The organism is Azonexus sp. R2A61 (assembly GCF_021401135.1).
Classification (GTDB): domain Bacteria; phylum Pseudomonadota; class Gammaproteobacteria; order Burkholderiales; family Rhodocyclaceae; genus Azonexus.
The window spans coordinates 879,566-893,080 of record NZ_JACBFO010000001.1 but is presented as its reverse complement, the minus strand read 5'-3'; the positions used below and the strand labels follow the sequence as shown (position 1 = coordinate 893,080).

Genomic DNA, 13,515 nt, shown 5'->3' with positions numbered 1-13,515 from the left:
AAAAAGGCGGGCACGCGGCCCGCCTTCTTCGTCGAGCAAGGCTCGAAGTTTACAGCATGGCCTTGAGCAGCTTGGCCATTTCCGACGGGTTCTTGGTGACCTTGAAACCGCACTCTTCCATGATGGCGAGCTTGGCATCAGCGGTGTCAGCACCACCGGAAATCAGGGCGCCAGCATGGCCCATGCGCTTGCCGGCCGGGGCGGTCACGCCAGCGATGAAGCCGACGATCGGCTTCTTCATGTTGGCCTTGCACCACTGGGCGGCTTCGGCTTCGTCCGGACCGCCGATTTCACCGATCATGATGACGGCATCCGTATCCGGATCGTCGTTGAACATCTTCATGACGTCGATGTGCTTCAGACCGTTGATCGGGTCACCACCGATACCGACGGCGGACGACTGGCCGAGGCCCAGTTCGGTCAGCTGACCGACGGCTTCGTAGGTCAGCGTGCCGGAACGGGAAACCACGCCGATGCGGCCCTTGCGGTGGATATGACCCGGCATGATGCCGATCTTCACTTCGTCCGGGGTGATCAGGCCGGGGCAGTTCGGGCCGAGCAGCAGGGTCTTCTTGCCGCCCTTGGCTTCCTTTTCCTTCATCTTGTTGCGCACCATCAGCATGTCGCGGACGGGGATGCCTTCGGTGATGCAGATGGCCAGATCGAGGTCGGCTTCGACAGCTTCCCAGATCGCGGCAGCAGCACCGGCGGGCGGCACGTAGATGACGGACACGGTGGCACCGGTTTCAGCGGCGGCTTCCTTGACCGAAGCGTAGATGGGGATGTTGAAGATCGACTCGCCGGCCTTCTTCGGGTTCACGCCGGCAACGAAGCACTCCTTGCCGTTCGCGTACTCCTGGCACTTTTCCGTGTGGAACTGACCGGTCTTGCCGGTGATGCCCTGGGTGATGATCTTGGTGTTCTTGTTGATCAGGATAGACATTCGGTGGCTCCTTACTTGACCGCGGCAACGATCTGGGTGGCGGCCTCAGCCATGGAATCGGCAGAGATGATGGGCAGGCCGGAATCCTTGAGGATCTTCTTGCCCAGGTCTTCGTTGGTGCCCTTCATGCGGACGACCAGCGGCACCGACAGATTGACTTCCTTGGCCGCAGCGACGACGCCGGTGGCGATGGTGTCGCACTTCATGATGCCGCCGAAGATGTTGACCAGGATGCCCTTGACCTTGGTGTTCTTGAGCATGATCTTGAAGGCTTCGGTGACCTTCTCGGTCGTCGCGCCACCGCCGACGTCGAGGAAGTTGGCCGGCTCGGCGCCGAACAGCTTGATCGTGTCCATGGTGGCCATGGCCAGACCGGCACCGTTCACCAGGCAGCCGATGTTGCCGTCGAGGGAGATGTAAGCCAGGTCGAACTTGGACGCTTCGATTTCGTCAGCGTCTTCTTCGTCCAGGTCGCGCATGGCGACGATCTCTTCCTGACGGTACAGGGCGTTGGAGTCGAAGTTGAACTTGGCGTCGAGCGCCTTGACGGTACCGTCGGCTTCGTGGATCAGCGGGTTGATTTCGGCCAGCGAAGCGTCGGTTTCCATGTAGCAGGTGTACAGCTTCTTCAGCGTATCGACGCACTGCGGGATCGAGGCTTCGTTCATGCCCATGCCCTTGGCCAGGGTCAGCGCCTGCTCGTCGGTCAGGCCGACCAGCGGGTTGACGAAGACCTTGACGATCTTTTCCGGGGTCTTGTGGGCGACTTCTTCGATGTCCATGCCGCCTTCGTAGGAGGCCATGATGGCGACCGACTGGGTCGCACGATCGGTCAGCGCAGCAACGTAGTATTCGTGCTGGATGTCGGCACCTTCTTCGATCAGCAGGTGACGAACCTTCTGGCCTTCCGGGCCGGTCTGGTGCGTGACCAGTTGCATGCCGAGAATCTGGCTGGCGTATTCGCGCACTTTTTCCAGAGAGGTTGCGACCTTGACGCCGCCGCCCTTGCCACGGCCACCAGCGTGAATCTGCGCCTTGACGACCCAGACCTTGCCGCCCAGGGTTTCGGCTGCCTTGACCGCATCATCGACGGTCGTGCAGTGAATCCCGCGCGGAACCGTAACGCCGAATTTCTTCAGGATTTGCTTGCCCTGATATTCGTGAATTTTCATGCGCTTTCCTTGCGTTGAGTTGAGTTGCGAGCAATGAGCGGCGCCTAGAGTCCCCCGACCCCGCCCGGTTTTCTACTTCTTCGAGCCAAAAATCTTACCACAGCCGCGGCAATTTATCGCGGCCCAGAATTCATAATTACGGAGCTTGTTCAAGGCTGCGTAAAGCCTTGAACATCAAGGGCAAAAGCAGTCCGGCCGCAGCCACCAGACTGAGCACCGCCGCCAGCCAGAATCCCGCCACGCCAAGCATCGGGCCGCGGTAGCAAAGCCAGCTTCCCAAGCCCAATCCGATCCCCCAGAAACAGACCGTCTGCACCAGCATCGGCACGAAGGTCACACGGCAGGCGCGCAACACGTGGCCGGCAACCGTCTGCAAGGCATCGACGAACTGGTAGATCGCGATATAGACGATCAGTGAGATGGCAATTGCCGCCACGGCGGGATCATCGGTATACAACGTGCCGAGCGTTTCAGCGAAGGCCCAGAGCAGCAGGCCGAGAAGCAGCGACAGACCGGCAGCCAGGCCCAGCGCCGCATGGACGCTCCGGCGAACGGCCGGCCAGTCGCGCCGGCCGATCGACAGACCAACGGCCGACAATACCGCGATACCGAGCGACAACGGCAACATGTAGCTCAGCGCCGACAGATTGGCGACGATACGATGCCCGGCCACGACATCAGGCCCCAGTGCCGCAATGAACAGCGCCACCAGCGTGAAGGCCGAAATCTCGACGAAATTGGAAAAGCCCATCGGCAGGCCGATACGCAGCAATTCGCGCCAGGTCGGCCAATGTGGCGGCCGCCAGTCGGCGAAGGGGCGCAGACGGCGCAACGGCCCCAGGGCCAGATAGGCGCTGCCGGCGGCAAAAGCGAGCCAGGCAATGATTACGTTGGACAGCGCGCACCCCGCCACCCCCAGCGGTTCGCCGGCCCAGCCACGCGCCGCAAAACCCCAGGCCAGCCCGCCATGCAGCAGCAGCGCAACAACACCGATTGCCATCAGCACCCGGGGCCGGCCCAGCGCATTGCAGAAGGCGTAGAAAGTCCGGTAGCACAAGGCCGGCAACAGCCCCCAGGCGAGCAACGCCAGATATTCGCGAACCTTGCGGTCGACCGCAGGATCGACATCGAAAGGCGTCAGCAACGCGCCCGGTGCCAGCAGGCAAGCCATACCCGGCAGCGCGAGCAGGCAGGCCAGCCAGAATCCCTGCTGCAGGACACCCGCAACCTCGCCATCGCGGCCGGCGCCGTGCAACTGGGCCACGACCGGCGCCACCGCCTGCAGGATGCCGACCAGCGCAAACACGATGGAAACGTGAATCCCCCCGCCAATCGCCACGGCTGCGAGATCGGCGGCACTGACATGCCCCAGCACGGCGGTGTCGATAACCATCATGCCGACCGACGCCAGTTGGGCGACCAGCACCGGCCAGGCATGACCGAGCAGGCTGCGGGCCGCGGCGAAAAGACTCAACGGCGACGACTCAAACGATCCGTGCCGACAATTCGCCGACGCCGGCAATCTCGCCATGCAGACGATCGCCGCGGTGCAGCGGCCCGACGCCGGCCGGCGTCCCGGTATAGATCAGATCGCCCGCCGCCAGACGCACGCTTTTCGACAGCTCGGCGACAATCTGCGCAACCTTCCAGCCCATCTGGGCCAGATCGCCGTCCTGCCGAACCTGACCGTTCACCGTCAACCGGATCCGCCCGACCGACGGATGGCCGATCCGGGCCGCCGGCTGCAGCGCCCCGCAAACCGCCGACTGGTCGAACCCCTTGCCCATGTCCCAGGGATGGCCCTTCTCCTTGGCCCGGGCCTGCAGATCGCGGCGCGTCAGGTCGAGGCCGACGCCATAGCCGAAAACCAGATCCAGCGCGCGGTCGACCGCAATATCGGCCCCGCCGCCGGACAAGGCGGCAACCAGTTCCACCTCGTGGTGCAGGTTGCCCGTCTGCGGCGGATAGGCCACCGCCAGATCGCCGCCACCGCCGACCAGCGCATCGCCCGGCTTCATGAAGAAAAACGGTGGCTCGAGGCCGTCGGCCTGGGCTGTAGCGCCCATCTCCCTGGCATGTTCGGCGTAGTTCCGGCCGACGCAGAAAATGCGTCGAACCGGGAACAGCCGGGCATCGCCGACGATCGGCAAGACCGGCTGGAGCGGCGGAGAAAACAGGAAATCCATGATGATCAAGTCATAATCCGGCGTTTATGCAATACTTCGGCTTCGCAACCGAAGCGCCCAGTTGAAATTTTACCCGCCGTGCCGATCGCCAAACCCGCTTTTTTCTGTCTGACACTCCTGATCCCGGCGCTCGCGGGCGCTGTTGGTCTGGGCGAACTGCGCACGCTGTCACGGATCGGTGAGCCCTTTCGCGCCGACATTCCGATCCGTCTGGCGCCGGAAGAAAGAATCGGCAGCGACTGCTTTCGCCTGTTGCCGGTCCCCGACAGCGATTTTCCATCGATCACCTCGGCACGCCTGACGATTTCGGACAAAGGCGAGGCCCGCCTGCAAATCCGCGGCCATGCACCGGTCCGTGACCCGCTGCTGGCCATCCGCGTCGAGATTGCCTGCGGCGGTGGCATCCGGCGCGATTACGTGGCGCTGCCGCAAGCCCCGGAAGACATTGTGCACAGCGTGGAAAGCGCACCGCCTGCCGCCGGCAACGCACGCCAACAGGCCGTGGCCGGCGAACGCCGACGGGCGCCAGGTGCCGAAGCACCGCGCCCGCGCGCCGAACGGGTTCAAGCCCGTCCGCGCAACGCAGAAGCCGCCGCCGTACCTCGCACGGTCGCCCGGCCCAGCCGGGACCGACTGGAGCTCGGCGCCTCGAACCTCATCGACAGCGGGCTGCCGCCCAGCATCCGCAGCGAAACGGAAGGCCGACTGCTGAGCCTGGAAACCAGCCTCAATCAGTTGAATGAATCACTGGCCCGACTGGAAAGCCGCTTGCCGACCGCGGCGGCCGACGCGCTGGCCTTGCGCCAGGAAACCCGGCTGACCATGGCTGCACCGGCGCAGATGACGCCGCCGCTTCCGCCTCCTGCGGTCGACGCCGTCAGCGTGGCAAAAACCTCACGACAATGGCGACAGTGGCTGGAATTGGTATTCGGCGCACTGCTCGGCGGCGTGCTGAGCGCATTTGCCATCCAGTTCGTAAACCGGCGACTGGCGCTGCGCGAAGACCGGCTGATCAGCTGAACGTTCAGACCGGGTTGTCGAGATCGACGAAACGGCAATCGAGTCCGAACCTCTCCGCCAGATGCGCGGTCAGTGCTTTCGCCCCGTAACGCTCGGTAGCATGGTGCCCGGCGGCCAGGTAGGCCACACCGCTTTCCCGCGCCAGATGAACCGTCTGTTCGGAAATTTCCCCGGACACGAACGCATCGACGCCCAGTGCGATCGCCTGCTCGAAATAACCCTGGGCACCACCGGTGCACCAGGCGATGCGCTCGACGCGCCGCCCGTCGTCACCGATCGACAGCGGCTGGCGGCCGAGCGTCGCCGCCATGCCGGCACGCAATTCGGCCAGCGAACACGGCGCGTCGACGCGGCCAAGCCAGGCGATGTCCTGATCGCCGAAACGCCCTTCTGCGGTCCACCCGAAAAGGGCGGCCAATTGCGCGTTGTTGCCCAGTTCCGGATGCGCATCCAGCGGCAGGTGGTAGGCCAGCAGACTGATGTCGTTGCGCAGCAGGGCACGCAGACGCTTGCGGCGAATGCCGGTGATGCGCCCGTCCTCGCCTTTCCAGAAGTATCCGTGATGCACCAGCACCGCCTGGGCGCCTTCGGCCACGGCGTAATCGAGCAATGCCTGGCTGGCCGTGACGCCAGCCACGATGCGCTCGACATGGTCGCAGCCTTCCACTTGCAGGCCATTTGGGCAATAATCGCGGAACTTCGACGGTTGCAGCAATTCGTCGAGATAACGGGTCAATTCTTCAAGTTTCATCGCTAGGCACGGTCATTCATGTACAGGTTGTGGCTGATTTTTGCACAAACGGTCACCGTTGCGCTGGCCATCATCTTCACGGTATCGACGCTGAAGCCGGAATGGCTGCCCCAGGGGCCACGCGTGGTCGCCCTGCACGAAGCCAGCCGGAGCGGTGAGGATGGCGACAATTCCGGCCCGGTCTCCTCCTATCGAGAAGCCGCCCGCGCCGCCCTGCCCTCGGTCGTGCACATTTACACCACGCAGGAAATCCGGCAGCAGCGCCATCCGCTGTTCGACGACCCGATCTTCCGCCATTTCTTCGGCGAGCGCCCGGAAGGACCGAGCCAGCGCAATGCCGGTCTCGGCTCCGGGGTGATCGTTTCCGAAAACGGGTACATCCTGACCAACTATCACGTCGTCGAGGCGGCCGACGACATCCAGGTCGCACTCAACGACGGCAAGACCTACAAGGCCAAGGTAGTCGGCAGCGACCCCGAGTCCGACCTGGCCGTCCTGCAGATCAAGGCTGGCAAGCTGCCGGCAATTACCTTCGGCCAGATGGACAACCTGCGCGTCGGCGACGTCGTGCTGGCCATCGGCAACCCGTTCGGCGTCGGCCAGACGGTAACCATGGGCATCGTCTCCGCACTGGGCCGGTCGCACCTGGGCATCAACACCTTCGAGAATTTCATCCAGACCGACGCCGCGATCAATCCGGGCAACTCGGGTGGCGCACTGGTCGACGCCCACGGCAATCTGGTCGGGATCAATACCGCGATCTACTCGCGTACCGGCGGCAACCACGGTATCGGCTTCGCCATCCCGGTCTCCAGCGCCCGCTCGATCATGGAACAGATCATCCAGAACGGCGCCGTGACGCGCGGCTGGATCGGTGTCGAAGCCCAGGAAATCACTGCCGAGCTGGCGGAATCCTTCGGTCTGCCCGACACCGACGGTGCGCTGATCGCCGGGGTCGTGCGCGGCAGCCCGGCCGACAGCGCCGGCATCCGGCCGGGTGACGTGCTGCTCGCCGTCGGCGGCAAGGCGGTCAGCGACCCGCAGGTGATGCTCGACCTGATCGCTGCGCTGACGCCGAACGAGAACGCCCGTTTCCGGGTCCGTCGCGAGCGCAACATCATCGAACTGGATGTCCGCATCGGCAAGCGACCGGCCTTGCGCGACGCCCGCGACTGAGGAGAAAACGATGTGCCAGCTGCTCGGCATGAACTGCAACGTGCCGACCGACATCTGTTTTTCCTTCACAGGCTTCCAGGCGCGGGGCGGGGCGACCGATGTGCATTCGGACGGCTGGGGCATTGCCTTCTTCGAAGGCGCTGGAACCCGCCTCTTTCTCGATCCGCTGCCGTCGAGCACATCGCCGGTGGCCGAGTTGGTCAGGCGCTATCCGATCCGCTCGCGCAACGTGATCGCCCACATTCGCAAGGCAACCCAGGGCTCAGTCAAGCTCGAGAACACCCATCCGTTCATGCGTGAACTCTGGGGTCGCTACTGGATATTCGCGCACAACGGCAATCTGATCGACTTCCAGCCGTCGCTCGACGGCAGTTTCACCCCGGTGGGCACGACCGACAGCGAGCGGGCGTTCTGCTGGTTGCTGCAATCGTTCCGCCAGCGCTTCCCGACCCACGACCATCCCTGCGACGAAGCCATTTTCGATCTGCTGCACGCGTTGACCCTGGAAATCGCCGCCTACGGCGAATTCAATTTCCTGCTGTCGAACGGCGACTGTCTGTTCGCCCACGCCTCGACCCGACTGAGCTATATCGTCCGGCAGGCCCCTTTTGCCGAAGCGCATCTGAACGATCAGGACGTCAGTGTGGATTTCAGCCGGGTTACCGGCACCACCGATCGCGTCGCCGTCATCGCGACCGCACCGCTGACCGATAACGAAGTCTGGACCACGATGCCGGCCGGCACCTTGTGGCGATTCTCGGACGGCTCGCCGATCGGCATGCGACAAACCCGGCCGGGGCCGCAGAAAACCGCCGCAGCGGTCAATCCTTGAGTTTGCGGAAAGCTTCCTCGGCGCTATCGAGTTCGGCGTCGAGATCGACATCGCTGGCGCTTTCGGCGGGGGCCTCGGCCGGTCGCGGCCGCGAGACGAAGCGCGAGGCCAGCACGCCGAGTTCGTAGAGCAGGCACATCGGAATGGCCAGAGCCAGTTGAGAAACAACGTCAGGCGGCGTCACCACCGCGGCCACGACAAAGGCGCCAACGATGAAGTAAGCCCGTCCTTCCTTGAGCTTCTCGACGTTCAGAACCCCCAGCTTGACCAGCACGACCAGCGCCACCGGCACTTCGAAAGCCAGACCGAAAGCCAGGAACATGGTCATCACGAAGGACAGATAGGCTTCGATATCCGGCGCCGGCGTGATGCTCTTGGGCGCAAAGTTGGCGATGAAGTGGAAGACCTGTCCGAAGACGAAGAAATAACAGAAGGACATGCCGAGCAGGAACAACAGCGTGCTCGACACGATCAGCGGCAGGCCGAGCCGCCGCTCGTGAGCATACAACCCCGGTGCGATGAAGCCCCAGGCCTGGAGAAGGATGTAAGGCAATGCCACCACGAAGGCGACCATCGCCGTCACCTTCAACGGAATCATGAACGGCGTCACGACGCCGATCGCCACCATCTTGGTGCCTTCCGGCAAAGCCTGGGTAAGCGGTGCGGCGAGGAAATCGTAGATCGCACCCGGCCCCGGATACAGGGCCAGCCCGCCCATCACCACAGCAATGGCGATCAGGCTGCGCAACAGGCGATCGCGCAACTCGACGAGATGCGAGACGAAGGATTCTTCCTGGTTGTGTTCGGTCATGCGGGGGACTTGTCGGCCGGATCTCGCGGCAGAGCGTCGGCCGCCGGCGGTTGATCAACGGGTGCCTGAGGCTCGGCGGCAGACTGAACCTCGCTGGACACCGACTTGACGGCCTCGTCCACCTCGCTGGCCAGCGCCTGAGCCGGCGCTTCGACACTGCTGCGCACGCCGTCGAATTCCTTGCGGACCGACGTTTCCAGCGAGCGGGCGGATTCGGCGACCTGAGCCTGCAAGCGTTTCAGCTCGTCGAGCTGCATCTCGCGGTTGATGTCCGACTTGACGTCGTTGACATAGCGCTGCGCCCGGCCCAGCAGATGGCCGAGCGTGCGCGCCACGCGCGGCAGCCGCTCGGGGCCGATCACGACCAGCGCGACGATGCCGATCACCAGCAGTTCGGAAAAACCGATATCGAACATGAATTTTCACCCTGCGGCCACGTCGACCGCAGTACGCAATCAGGACTTGGTTTTCTCGGAAACTTCAACGTCGATCGTCTGACCGCCAACCTGTTGCTGCGGCTTGGCGGCTTCCGGCTCGGCGGTCGCGTTGGCTTCCTTCATGCCGTCCTTGAAACCCTTCACGGCGCCGCCCAGATCCTGGCCGACGTTGCGCAGTTTCTTGGTCCCGAAGACCAGCATCACGATGACGAGAACGATCAGCCAGTGCCAGATGGAAAAAGAACCCATGTCATGTCTCCTAAAGTCGTTTCAGCATCGGACCGACCGGATCCGGCCCGCCGACGATGTGCAAATGGAGGTGAGGCACTTCCTGCTGCCCGACCTCACCGGTATTGATGATTGCCCGAAAACCGTTCGGACTGCCCTCGGCCACCGCAATCTCGTTGGCCTTGACCAGCATCCGGCCGAGAATTTCCGCATCCCCGGCGTCGACCGTGGCCAGCGACGTAATGTGCTTCTTCGGGATGACGAGAATATGAACCGGCCGCTGTGGCTGAATGTCCTTGAACGCCAGGATCAGCTCGTCTTCATAGACCTTGCTGGTCGGAATCCGGCCGTCAACGATCTTGCAGAACAGGCAGTCGCTCACTTGCCGGCGCTCCGCGAGGCCTTCTCGTCGATACCGGAAATGCCTTCGCGGCGGCGCATTTCCTGCGACACGTCCTCGATCGACAGACCGTAGAAGGCGAGCAGGACGAGGATGTGATAGACGACGTCGGTCGATTCGCGGACGATGTTCAGGCGCTTGCCGTCCTTGGCGGCCATGATCAGTTCGGCGCATTCCTCGCCGATCTTCTTCAGGATCGAATCGGGACCTTCCGAGAACAGCTTGGCCGTATAGGATTTTTCCGGATCGGCATGGCGACGGGAAGCCAGGGTCTCGGACAGGCGATGCAGGATGTCGTGCGTGCTCATTGGTAAATGTCCTTCGGGTCTTTCAGAACCGGATCGACGGGAACCCAGCGCTCCCCTTGCAACTCGTTGAAGAAACAACTTTCGCGACCGGTATGGCAAGCGATGCCGCCGACCTGTTCGACCTCGAGCAACAGCACGTCGCCATCGCAGTCGGTACGGATCGAGCGGATTTTCTGGCTGTGACCGGATTCCTCGCCCTTTCGCCACAAGCGCTGCCGCGAACGCGACCAGTATACCGCGTTGCCGCAACGGACCGTCTCAATCAGCGACTCACGGTTCATGAACGCGAACATCACGATGCGCCCGGCCGCATCCTGGGCGATCGCCGGGATCATGCCGTCGGCGTCCCATTTGAGGGCGTCGAGCCAGGGCAGCGCGTTGTCGAGATCGGCCATTTTTCGCTTTTCCGGGTCGTCGACCGTCAGAGGCGGACTTCGATATCGCGTGCCGCCATGTATTCCTTGGCCTCGCGCACGGTGTATTCACCGAAGTGGAAGATGGAGGCAGCGAGCACTGCATCGGCACGACCTTCCGTGACCCCGTCGGCGAGATGCTGCAGATTGCCGACACCGCCCGAGGCAATCACCGGAATCTTCACGGCATCGGAGACGGCGCGGGTCAGCGCCAGGTCGAAACCGTTCTTGGTGCCGTCGCGGTCCATGCTGGTCAGCAGGATCTCGCCGGCGCCGAGCATTTCCACCTTTTTCGCCCAGTCGACCGCGGAAATCCCCGTGTCGTTGCGACCGCCGTGAGTAAAGACATGCCACTCGCCCGGCGCGGTCTGCTTGGCGTCGATGGCGACGACGATGCATTGCGAACCGACCTTGCTCGAGGCATCGAAGACCAGGTCCGGATTCTGTACCGCGGCCGTGTTCATCGACACCTTGTCGGCCCCGGCGTTGAGCAGCCGGCGCACATCCTCGACCTTGCGCACGCCGCCGCCGACGGTCAGCGGAATGAAGACCTGCTCGGCACAGGCTTCGACGATGTGCAGGATGATGTCGCGCTGGTCGGACGACGCCGTGATGTCGAGGAAGGTCACTTCGTCGGCGCCCTGCTCGTTGTAGCGGCGGGCGATCTCGATCGGGTCGCCGGCGTCGCGCAGGCCAACGAAGTTGGTGCCCTTGACGACGCGGCCGGCGGTGACGTCGAGGCAGGGAATGATGCGCTTGGCGAGCATCAGGCGCCCAGCTCGTCGGCGAGTTCCTGCGCCGCCTTGAAGTCGAGCGAACCGTCGTAGACGGCGCGACCGGCGATGGTGCCGACGACGCCCTCGCCTTCGACCGCGCACAGATTGCGGATGTCGTCGAGGTTGGACAGACCGCCGGAAGCGATCACCGGAATCGTCAACGCCTGCGCCAGGCGCACGGTGGCTTCGATGTTGATGCCGGAGAGCATGCCGTCGCGGCCGATGTCGGTGTAGATGATCGACTCGACGCCGTAGTCCTCGTATTTCTTGCCGAGGCCGACGACATCGTGGCCGGTCAGCTTCGACCAGCCGTCGGTCGCCACCTTGCCGTCCTTGGCATCGAGGCCGACGATGATGTGGCCAGGGAAGGCAGTACAGGCGTCGTGCAGGAAGCCGGGGTTTTTCACCGCAGCGGTGCCGATGATGACGTAGGAGAGGCCGCCGTCGAGGCAGGCCTCGATGGTATCGAGGTCGCGGATGCCGCCGCCAAGCTGCACCGGAATCTCGTCGCCGACTTCAGCCAGGATCGCCTTGATCGCCGCGGCGTTCTTCGGCTTGCCGGCGAAGGCGCCGTTGAGGTCAACCAGATGCAGGCGGCGGGCGCCCTGGTTCAGCCAATGGCGAGCCTGTTCGGCCGGGCTCTCGGAAAAAACCGTGGCCTGCTCCATCAGGCCTTGCTTGAGACGGACGCAATGGCCGTCCTTCAGGTCGATAGCGGGAATGATCAGCATGGGGAAACCAAAAAATGACAGACGCCGATCAGGGGCGCCATTCGACAAAGTTTTTCAGGAGTTGCAGTCCGTCGCGAGCGCTTTTCTCGGGATGAAACTGGACCGCGAAGATATTATCCCGGCCCACCGCACAGGTAAAGGGCACACCGTAGTCGGTGGTGCCGATGGTCAATGCCGGATCGATGGCCTGCAGACAGTAGCTATGCACGAAATAGAAACGGGCGCCATCGGCAATGCCCTGCCACAAGGCATGCGGCTTCTGCCAGACCTCGTTCCAGCCCATGTGCGGAACCTTCAGCCGGTCGCCCTTGCGGTCAACCATCCGTTCGTCCGGAAAACGCCGGATCACGCCGGGGAAAATGCCGAGGCCGGCAACGTCGCCTTCCTCGCTTTTTTCGAACAACATCTGCTCGCCAACGCAAATGCCGAGGAAGGGCTTGTCGCGGGCGGCATCGAGGACGGCCTGGCGCAGGCCGCGCGCTTCCAGTTCGCGCATGCAGTCGGGCATCGCCCCCTGACCGGGAAAAACGACGCGTTCGGCAGCCGCAACCACCGCCGGATCGGCGGTGACGACGACGGTGGCGCCATCGGCCACATGCTCAACCGCCTTGGCGGCCGAGCGCAGGTTGCCCATGCCGTAATCGATGACGGCGATCGTCCGGCCAGCCATCACAGCGTGCCCTTGGTCGACGGCATGCAGCCGGCCATCCGCGCGTCCGGCGTCACCGCCATGCGCAGCGCCCGGCCGAAGGCCTTGAACACGGTCTCGGCCTGGTGGTGGGCATTCTTGCCGCGCAGGTTGTCGATGTGCAGCGTCATGCCGGCGTGGTTGACCAGGCCGTGGAAGAATTCGGAAATGAGGTCGACGTCGAACTGACCGATCACCGCCCGCGTGAACTCAACATTGAATTCGAGCCCGGGACGACCGGACAGGTCGATGACGACGCGCGACAACGCCTCGTCGAGCGGCACGTAGCTGTGCCCGTAACGGGTCAGTCCCTTCTTGTCGCCCCAGGCTTGCGCCAGCGCCTGGCCGAGCGTGATGCCGATATCCTCGACGGTATGGTGCGCATCGATGTGCAGATCACCGTCGGCGGCGATATCGAGGTCGACCAGGCCGTGACGGGCGATCTGGTCGAGCATGTGATCGAGGAAGGGAACGCCGGTGGCGAACTTGCCCTGACCGCTGCCGTCGAGGTTCACCTTGACGGTGATCCGGGTTTCCAGGGTATTGCGAGTGACTTCGGCTTGCCGCATGGGAGATCGGCGCAAGGCGCCGCCAGAACGTTGAAACGGAGGGGCATGATACCATTTCGTCCTGTTTTTACGCC

18 protein-coding genes are annotated in these 13,515 nt (G+C 63.5%); 3 read left to right on the top strand and 15 right to left on the bottom strand.

Going from position 1 to position 13,515, the window contains the following annotated elements; translation table 11 throughout:
• Window positions 1-49 precede the first annotated feature (49 nt).
• The 4 genes from sucD to L0962_RS04430 form a co-directional block, all read right to left on the bottom strand.
• The gene (sucD, locus tag L0962_RS04445; RefSeq protein WP_028994454.1) at window positions 50-943 is read right to left on the bottom strand and encodes a succinate--CoA ligase subunit alpha; all 894 of its coding nucleotides are present in this window, start codon (window positions 941-943) and stop codon (window positions 50-52) included.
• Window positions 944-954: 11 nt separating this feature from the next.
• Complete coding sequence (sucC, locus tag L0962_RS04440; RefSeq protein WP_234084646.1) at window positions 955-2,115, bottom strand: ADP-forming succinate--CoA ligase subunit beta; 1,161 nt, start codon at window positions 2,113-2,115, stop codon at window positions 955-957.
• A 136-nt stretch (window positions 2,116-2,251) separates the two neighbouring features.
• Window positions 2,252-3,589, bottom strand: a complete 1,338-nt coding sequence (locus L0962_RS04435; protein ID WP_234084644.1) for an MATE family efflux transporter — start codon at window positions 3,587-3,589, stop codon at window positions 2,252-2,254.
• Between the two features lie 10 nt (window positions 3,590-3,599).
• On the bottom strand, window positions 3,600-4,301 hold the full coding sequence (locus L0962_RS04430; protein WP_234085087.1) for a fumarylacetoacetate hydrolase family protein: 702 nt from the start codon (window positions 4,299-4,301) through the stop codon (window positions 3,600-3,602).
• 78 nt (window positions 4,302-4,379) lie between these two features.
• Between L0962_RS04430 and L0962_RS04425 the strand changes: the two genes are divergently transcribed.
• Window positions 4,380-5,321, top strand: a complete 942-nt coding sequence (locus tag L0962_RS04425) for a hypothetical protein (protein ID WP_234084642.1) — start codon at window positions 4,380-4,382, stop codon at window positions 5,319-5,321.
• A 4-nt stretch (window positions 5,322-5,325) separates the two neighbouring features.
• On the opposite strand, the gene L0962_RS04420 is transcribed toward L0962_RS04425, so the two are convergent.
• Window positions 5,326-6,072 (bottom strand): Nif3-like dinuclear metal center hexameric protein, encoded by a 747-nt coding sequence (locus tag L0962_RS04420; protein WP_234084640.1) that lies wholly within the window; start codon window positions 6,070-6,072, stop codon window positions 5,326-5,328.
• 18 nt (window positions 6,073-6,090) lie between these two features.
• Between L0962_RS04420 and L0962_RS04415 the strand changes: the two genes are divergently transcribed.
• Both L0962_RS04415 and L0962_RS04410 read left to right on the top strand, forming a co-directional pair.
• Window positions 6,091-7,248, top strand: coding sequence for a Do family serine endopeptidase (locus L0962_RS04415; RefSeq protein WP_234084630.1), 1,158 nt, complete (start codon window positions 6,091-6,093; stop codon window positions 7,246-7,248).
• Between the two features lie 10 nt (window positions 7,249-7,258).
• Window positions 7,259-8,080: a class II glutamine amidotransferase gene (locus L0962_RS04410; protein WP_234084628.1), complete on the top strand. Its 822-nt coding sequence runs from the start codon at window positions 7,259-7,261 to the stop codon at window positions 8,078-8,080.
• Here the strand turns inward: L0962_RS04410 and tatC are convergent.
• From tatC to hisB, 10 genes are read right to left on the bottom strand one after another with little or no spacing between them, the layout of a single operon-like run.
• Window positions 8,070-8,891: a twin-arginine translocase subunit TatC gene (tatC, locus tag L0962_RS04405; RefSeq protein ID WP_234084626.1), complete on the bottom strand. Its 822-nt coding sequence runs from the start codon at window positions 8,889-8,891 to the stop codon at window positions 8,070-8,072. The genes L0962_RS04410 and tatC overlap by 11 nt on opposite strands.
• Entirely contained in the window at window positions 8,888-9,307 is a 420-nt protein-coding gene (gene tatB, locus L0962_RS04400) for a Sec-independent protein translocase protein TatB (RefSeq protein ID WP_234084623.1), read from the bottom strand. Before tatB ends, tatC begins: the two co-directional genes overlap by 4 nt.
• A 39-nt stretch (window positions 9,308-9,346) precedes the next feature.
• Window positions 9,347-9,577 carry a Sec-independent protein translocase subunit TatA gene (gene tatA / locus L0962_RS04395; protein ID WP_234084622.1) on the bottom strand — a complete coding sequence of 77 codons (231 nt, stop codon included), beginning with the start codon at window positions 9,575-9,577 and terminating at the stop codon, window positions 9,347-9,349.
• Window positions 9,578-9,587: 10 nt separating this feature from the next.
• Window positions 9,588-9,938 carry a histidine triad nucleotide-binding protein gene (locus tag L0962_RS04390; protein ID WP_234084620.1) on the bottom strand — a complete coding sequence of 117 codons (351 nt, stop codon included), beginning with the start codon at window positions 9,936-9,938 and terminating at the stop codon, window positions 9,588-9,590.
• Complete coding sequence (locus tag L0962_RS04385) at window positions 9,935-10,264, bottom strand: phosphoribosyl-ATP diphosphatase (RefSeq protein WP_234084618.1); 330 nt, start codon at window positions 10,262-10,264, stop codon at window positions 9,935-9,937. The genes L0962_RS04390 and L0962_RS04385 overlap by 4 nt, the downstream gene beginning before the upstream one ends.
• Window positions 10,261-10,659: a phosphoribosyl-AMP cyclohydrolase gene (gene hisI, locus L0962_RS04380; RefSeq protein WP_234084616.1), complete on the bottom strand. Its 399-nt coding sequence runs from the start codon at window positions 10,657-10,659 to the stop codon at window positions 10,261-10,263. Before hisI ends, L0962_RS04385 begins: the two co-directional genes overlap by 4 nt.
• Before the next feature lie 26 nt (window positions 10,660-10,685).
• The gene (gene hisF, locus L0962_RS04375) at window positions 10,686-11,447 is read right to left on the bottom strand and encodes an imidazole glycerol phosphate synthase subunit HisF (RefSeq protein ID WP_367398016.1); all 762 of its coding nucleotides are present in this window, start codon (window positions 11,445-11,447) and stop codon (window positions 10,686-10,688) included.
• Window positions 11,444-12,184, bottom strand: a complete 741-nt coding sequence (gene hisA / locus L0962_RS04370) for a 1-(5-phosphoribosyl)-5-[(5-phosphoribosylamino)methylideneamino]imidazole-4-carboxamide isomerase (protein WP_234084604.1) — start codon at window positions 12,182-12,184, stop codon at window positions 11,444-11,446. The genes hisF and hisA overlap by 4 nt, the downstream gene beginning before the upstream one ends.
• Before the next feature lie 28 nt (window positions 12,185-12,212).
• Entirely contained in the window at window positions 12,213-12,854 is a 642-nt protein-coding gene (gene hisH / locus L0962_RS04365; RefSeq protein ID WP_234084602.1) for an imidazole glycerol phosphate synthase subunit HisH, read from the bottom strand.
• Complete coding sequence (hisB, locus tag L0962_RS04360; protein ID WP_234084600.1) at window positions 12,854-13,441, bottom strand: imidazoleglycerol-phosphate dehydratase HisB; 588 nt, start codon at window positions 13,439-13,441, stop codon at window positions 12,854-12,856. The genes hisH and hisB overlap by 1 nt, the downstream gene beginning before the upstream one ends.
• Between the last annotated feature and the right edge of the window lie 74 nt (window positions 13,442-13,515).

Coding starts and splice junctions, on each gene's coding strand:
- sucD (WP_028994454.1), bottom strand. CDS start 943: ATGTCTATCCTGATCAACAAGAACACCAAGATCATCACCCAGGGCATC.
- sucC (WP_234084646.1), bottom strand. CDS start 2,115: ATGAAAATTCACGAATATCAGGGCAAGCAAATCCTGAAGAAATTCGGC.
- L0962_RS04430 (WP_234085087.1), bottom strand. CDS start 4,301: ATGGATTTCCTGTTTTCTCCGCCGCTCCAGCCGGTCTTGCCGATCGTC.
- L0962_RS04420 (WP_234084640.1), bottom strand. CDS start 6,072: ATGAAACTTGAAGAATTGACCCGTTATCTCGACGAATTGCTGCAACCG.
- L0962_RS04415 (WP_234084630.1), top strand. CDS start 6,091: ATGTACAGGTTGTGGCTGATTTTTGCACAAACGGTCACCGTTGCGCTG.
- L0962_RS04410 (WP_234084628.1), top strand. CDS start 7,259: ATGTGCCAGCTGCTCGGCATGAACTGCAACGTGCCGACCGACATCTGT.
- tatC (WP_234084626.1), bottom strand. CDS start 8,891: ATGACCGAACACAACCAGGAAGAATCCTTCGTCTCGCATCTCGTCGAG.
- tatB (WP_234084623.1), bottom strand. CDS start 9,307: ATGTTCGATATCGGTTTTTCCGAACTGCTGGTGATCGGCATCGTCGCG.
- tatA (WP_234084622.1), bottom strand. CDS start 9,577: ATGGGTTCTTTTTCCATCTGGCACTGGCTGATCGTTCTCGTCATCGTG.
- L0962_RS04385 (WP_234084618.1), bottom strand. CDS start 10,264: ATGAGCACGCACGACATCCTGCATCGCCTGTCCGAGACCCTGGCTTCC.
- hisI (WP_234084616.1), bottom strand. CDS start 10,659: ATGGCCGATCTCGACAACGCGCTGCCCTGGCTCGACGCCCTCAAATGG.
- hisA (WP_234084604.1), bottom strand. CDS start 12,184: ATGCTGATCATTCCCGCTATCGACCTGAAGGACGGCCATTGCGTCCGT.
- hisH (WP_234084602.1), bottom strand. CDS start 12,854: ATGGCTGGCCGGACGATCGCCGTCATCGATTACGGCATGGGCAACCTG.
- hisB (WP_234084600.1), bottom strand. CDS start 13,441: ATGCGGCAAGCCGAAGTCACTCGCAATACCCTGGAAACCCGGATCACC.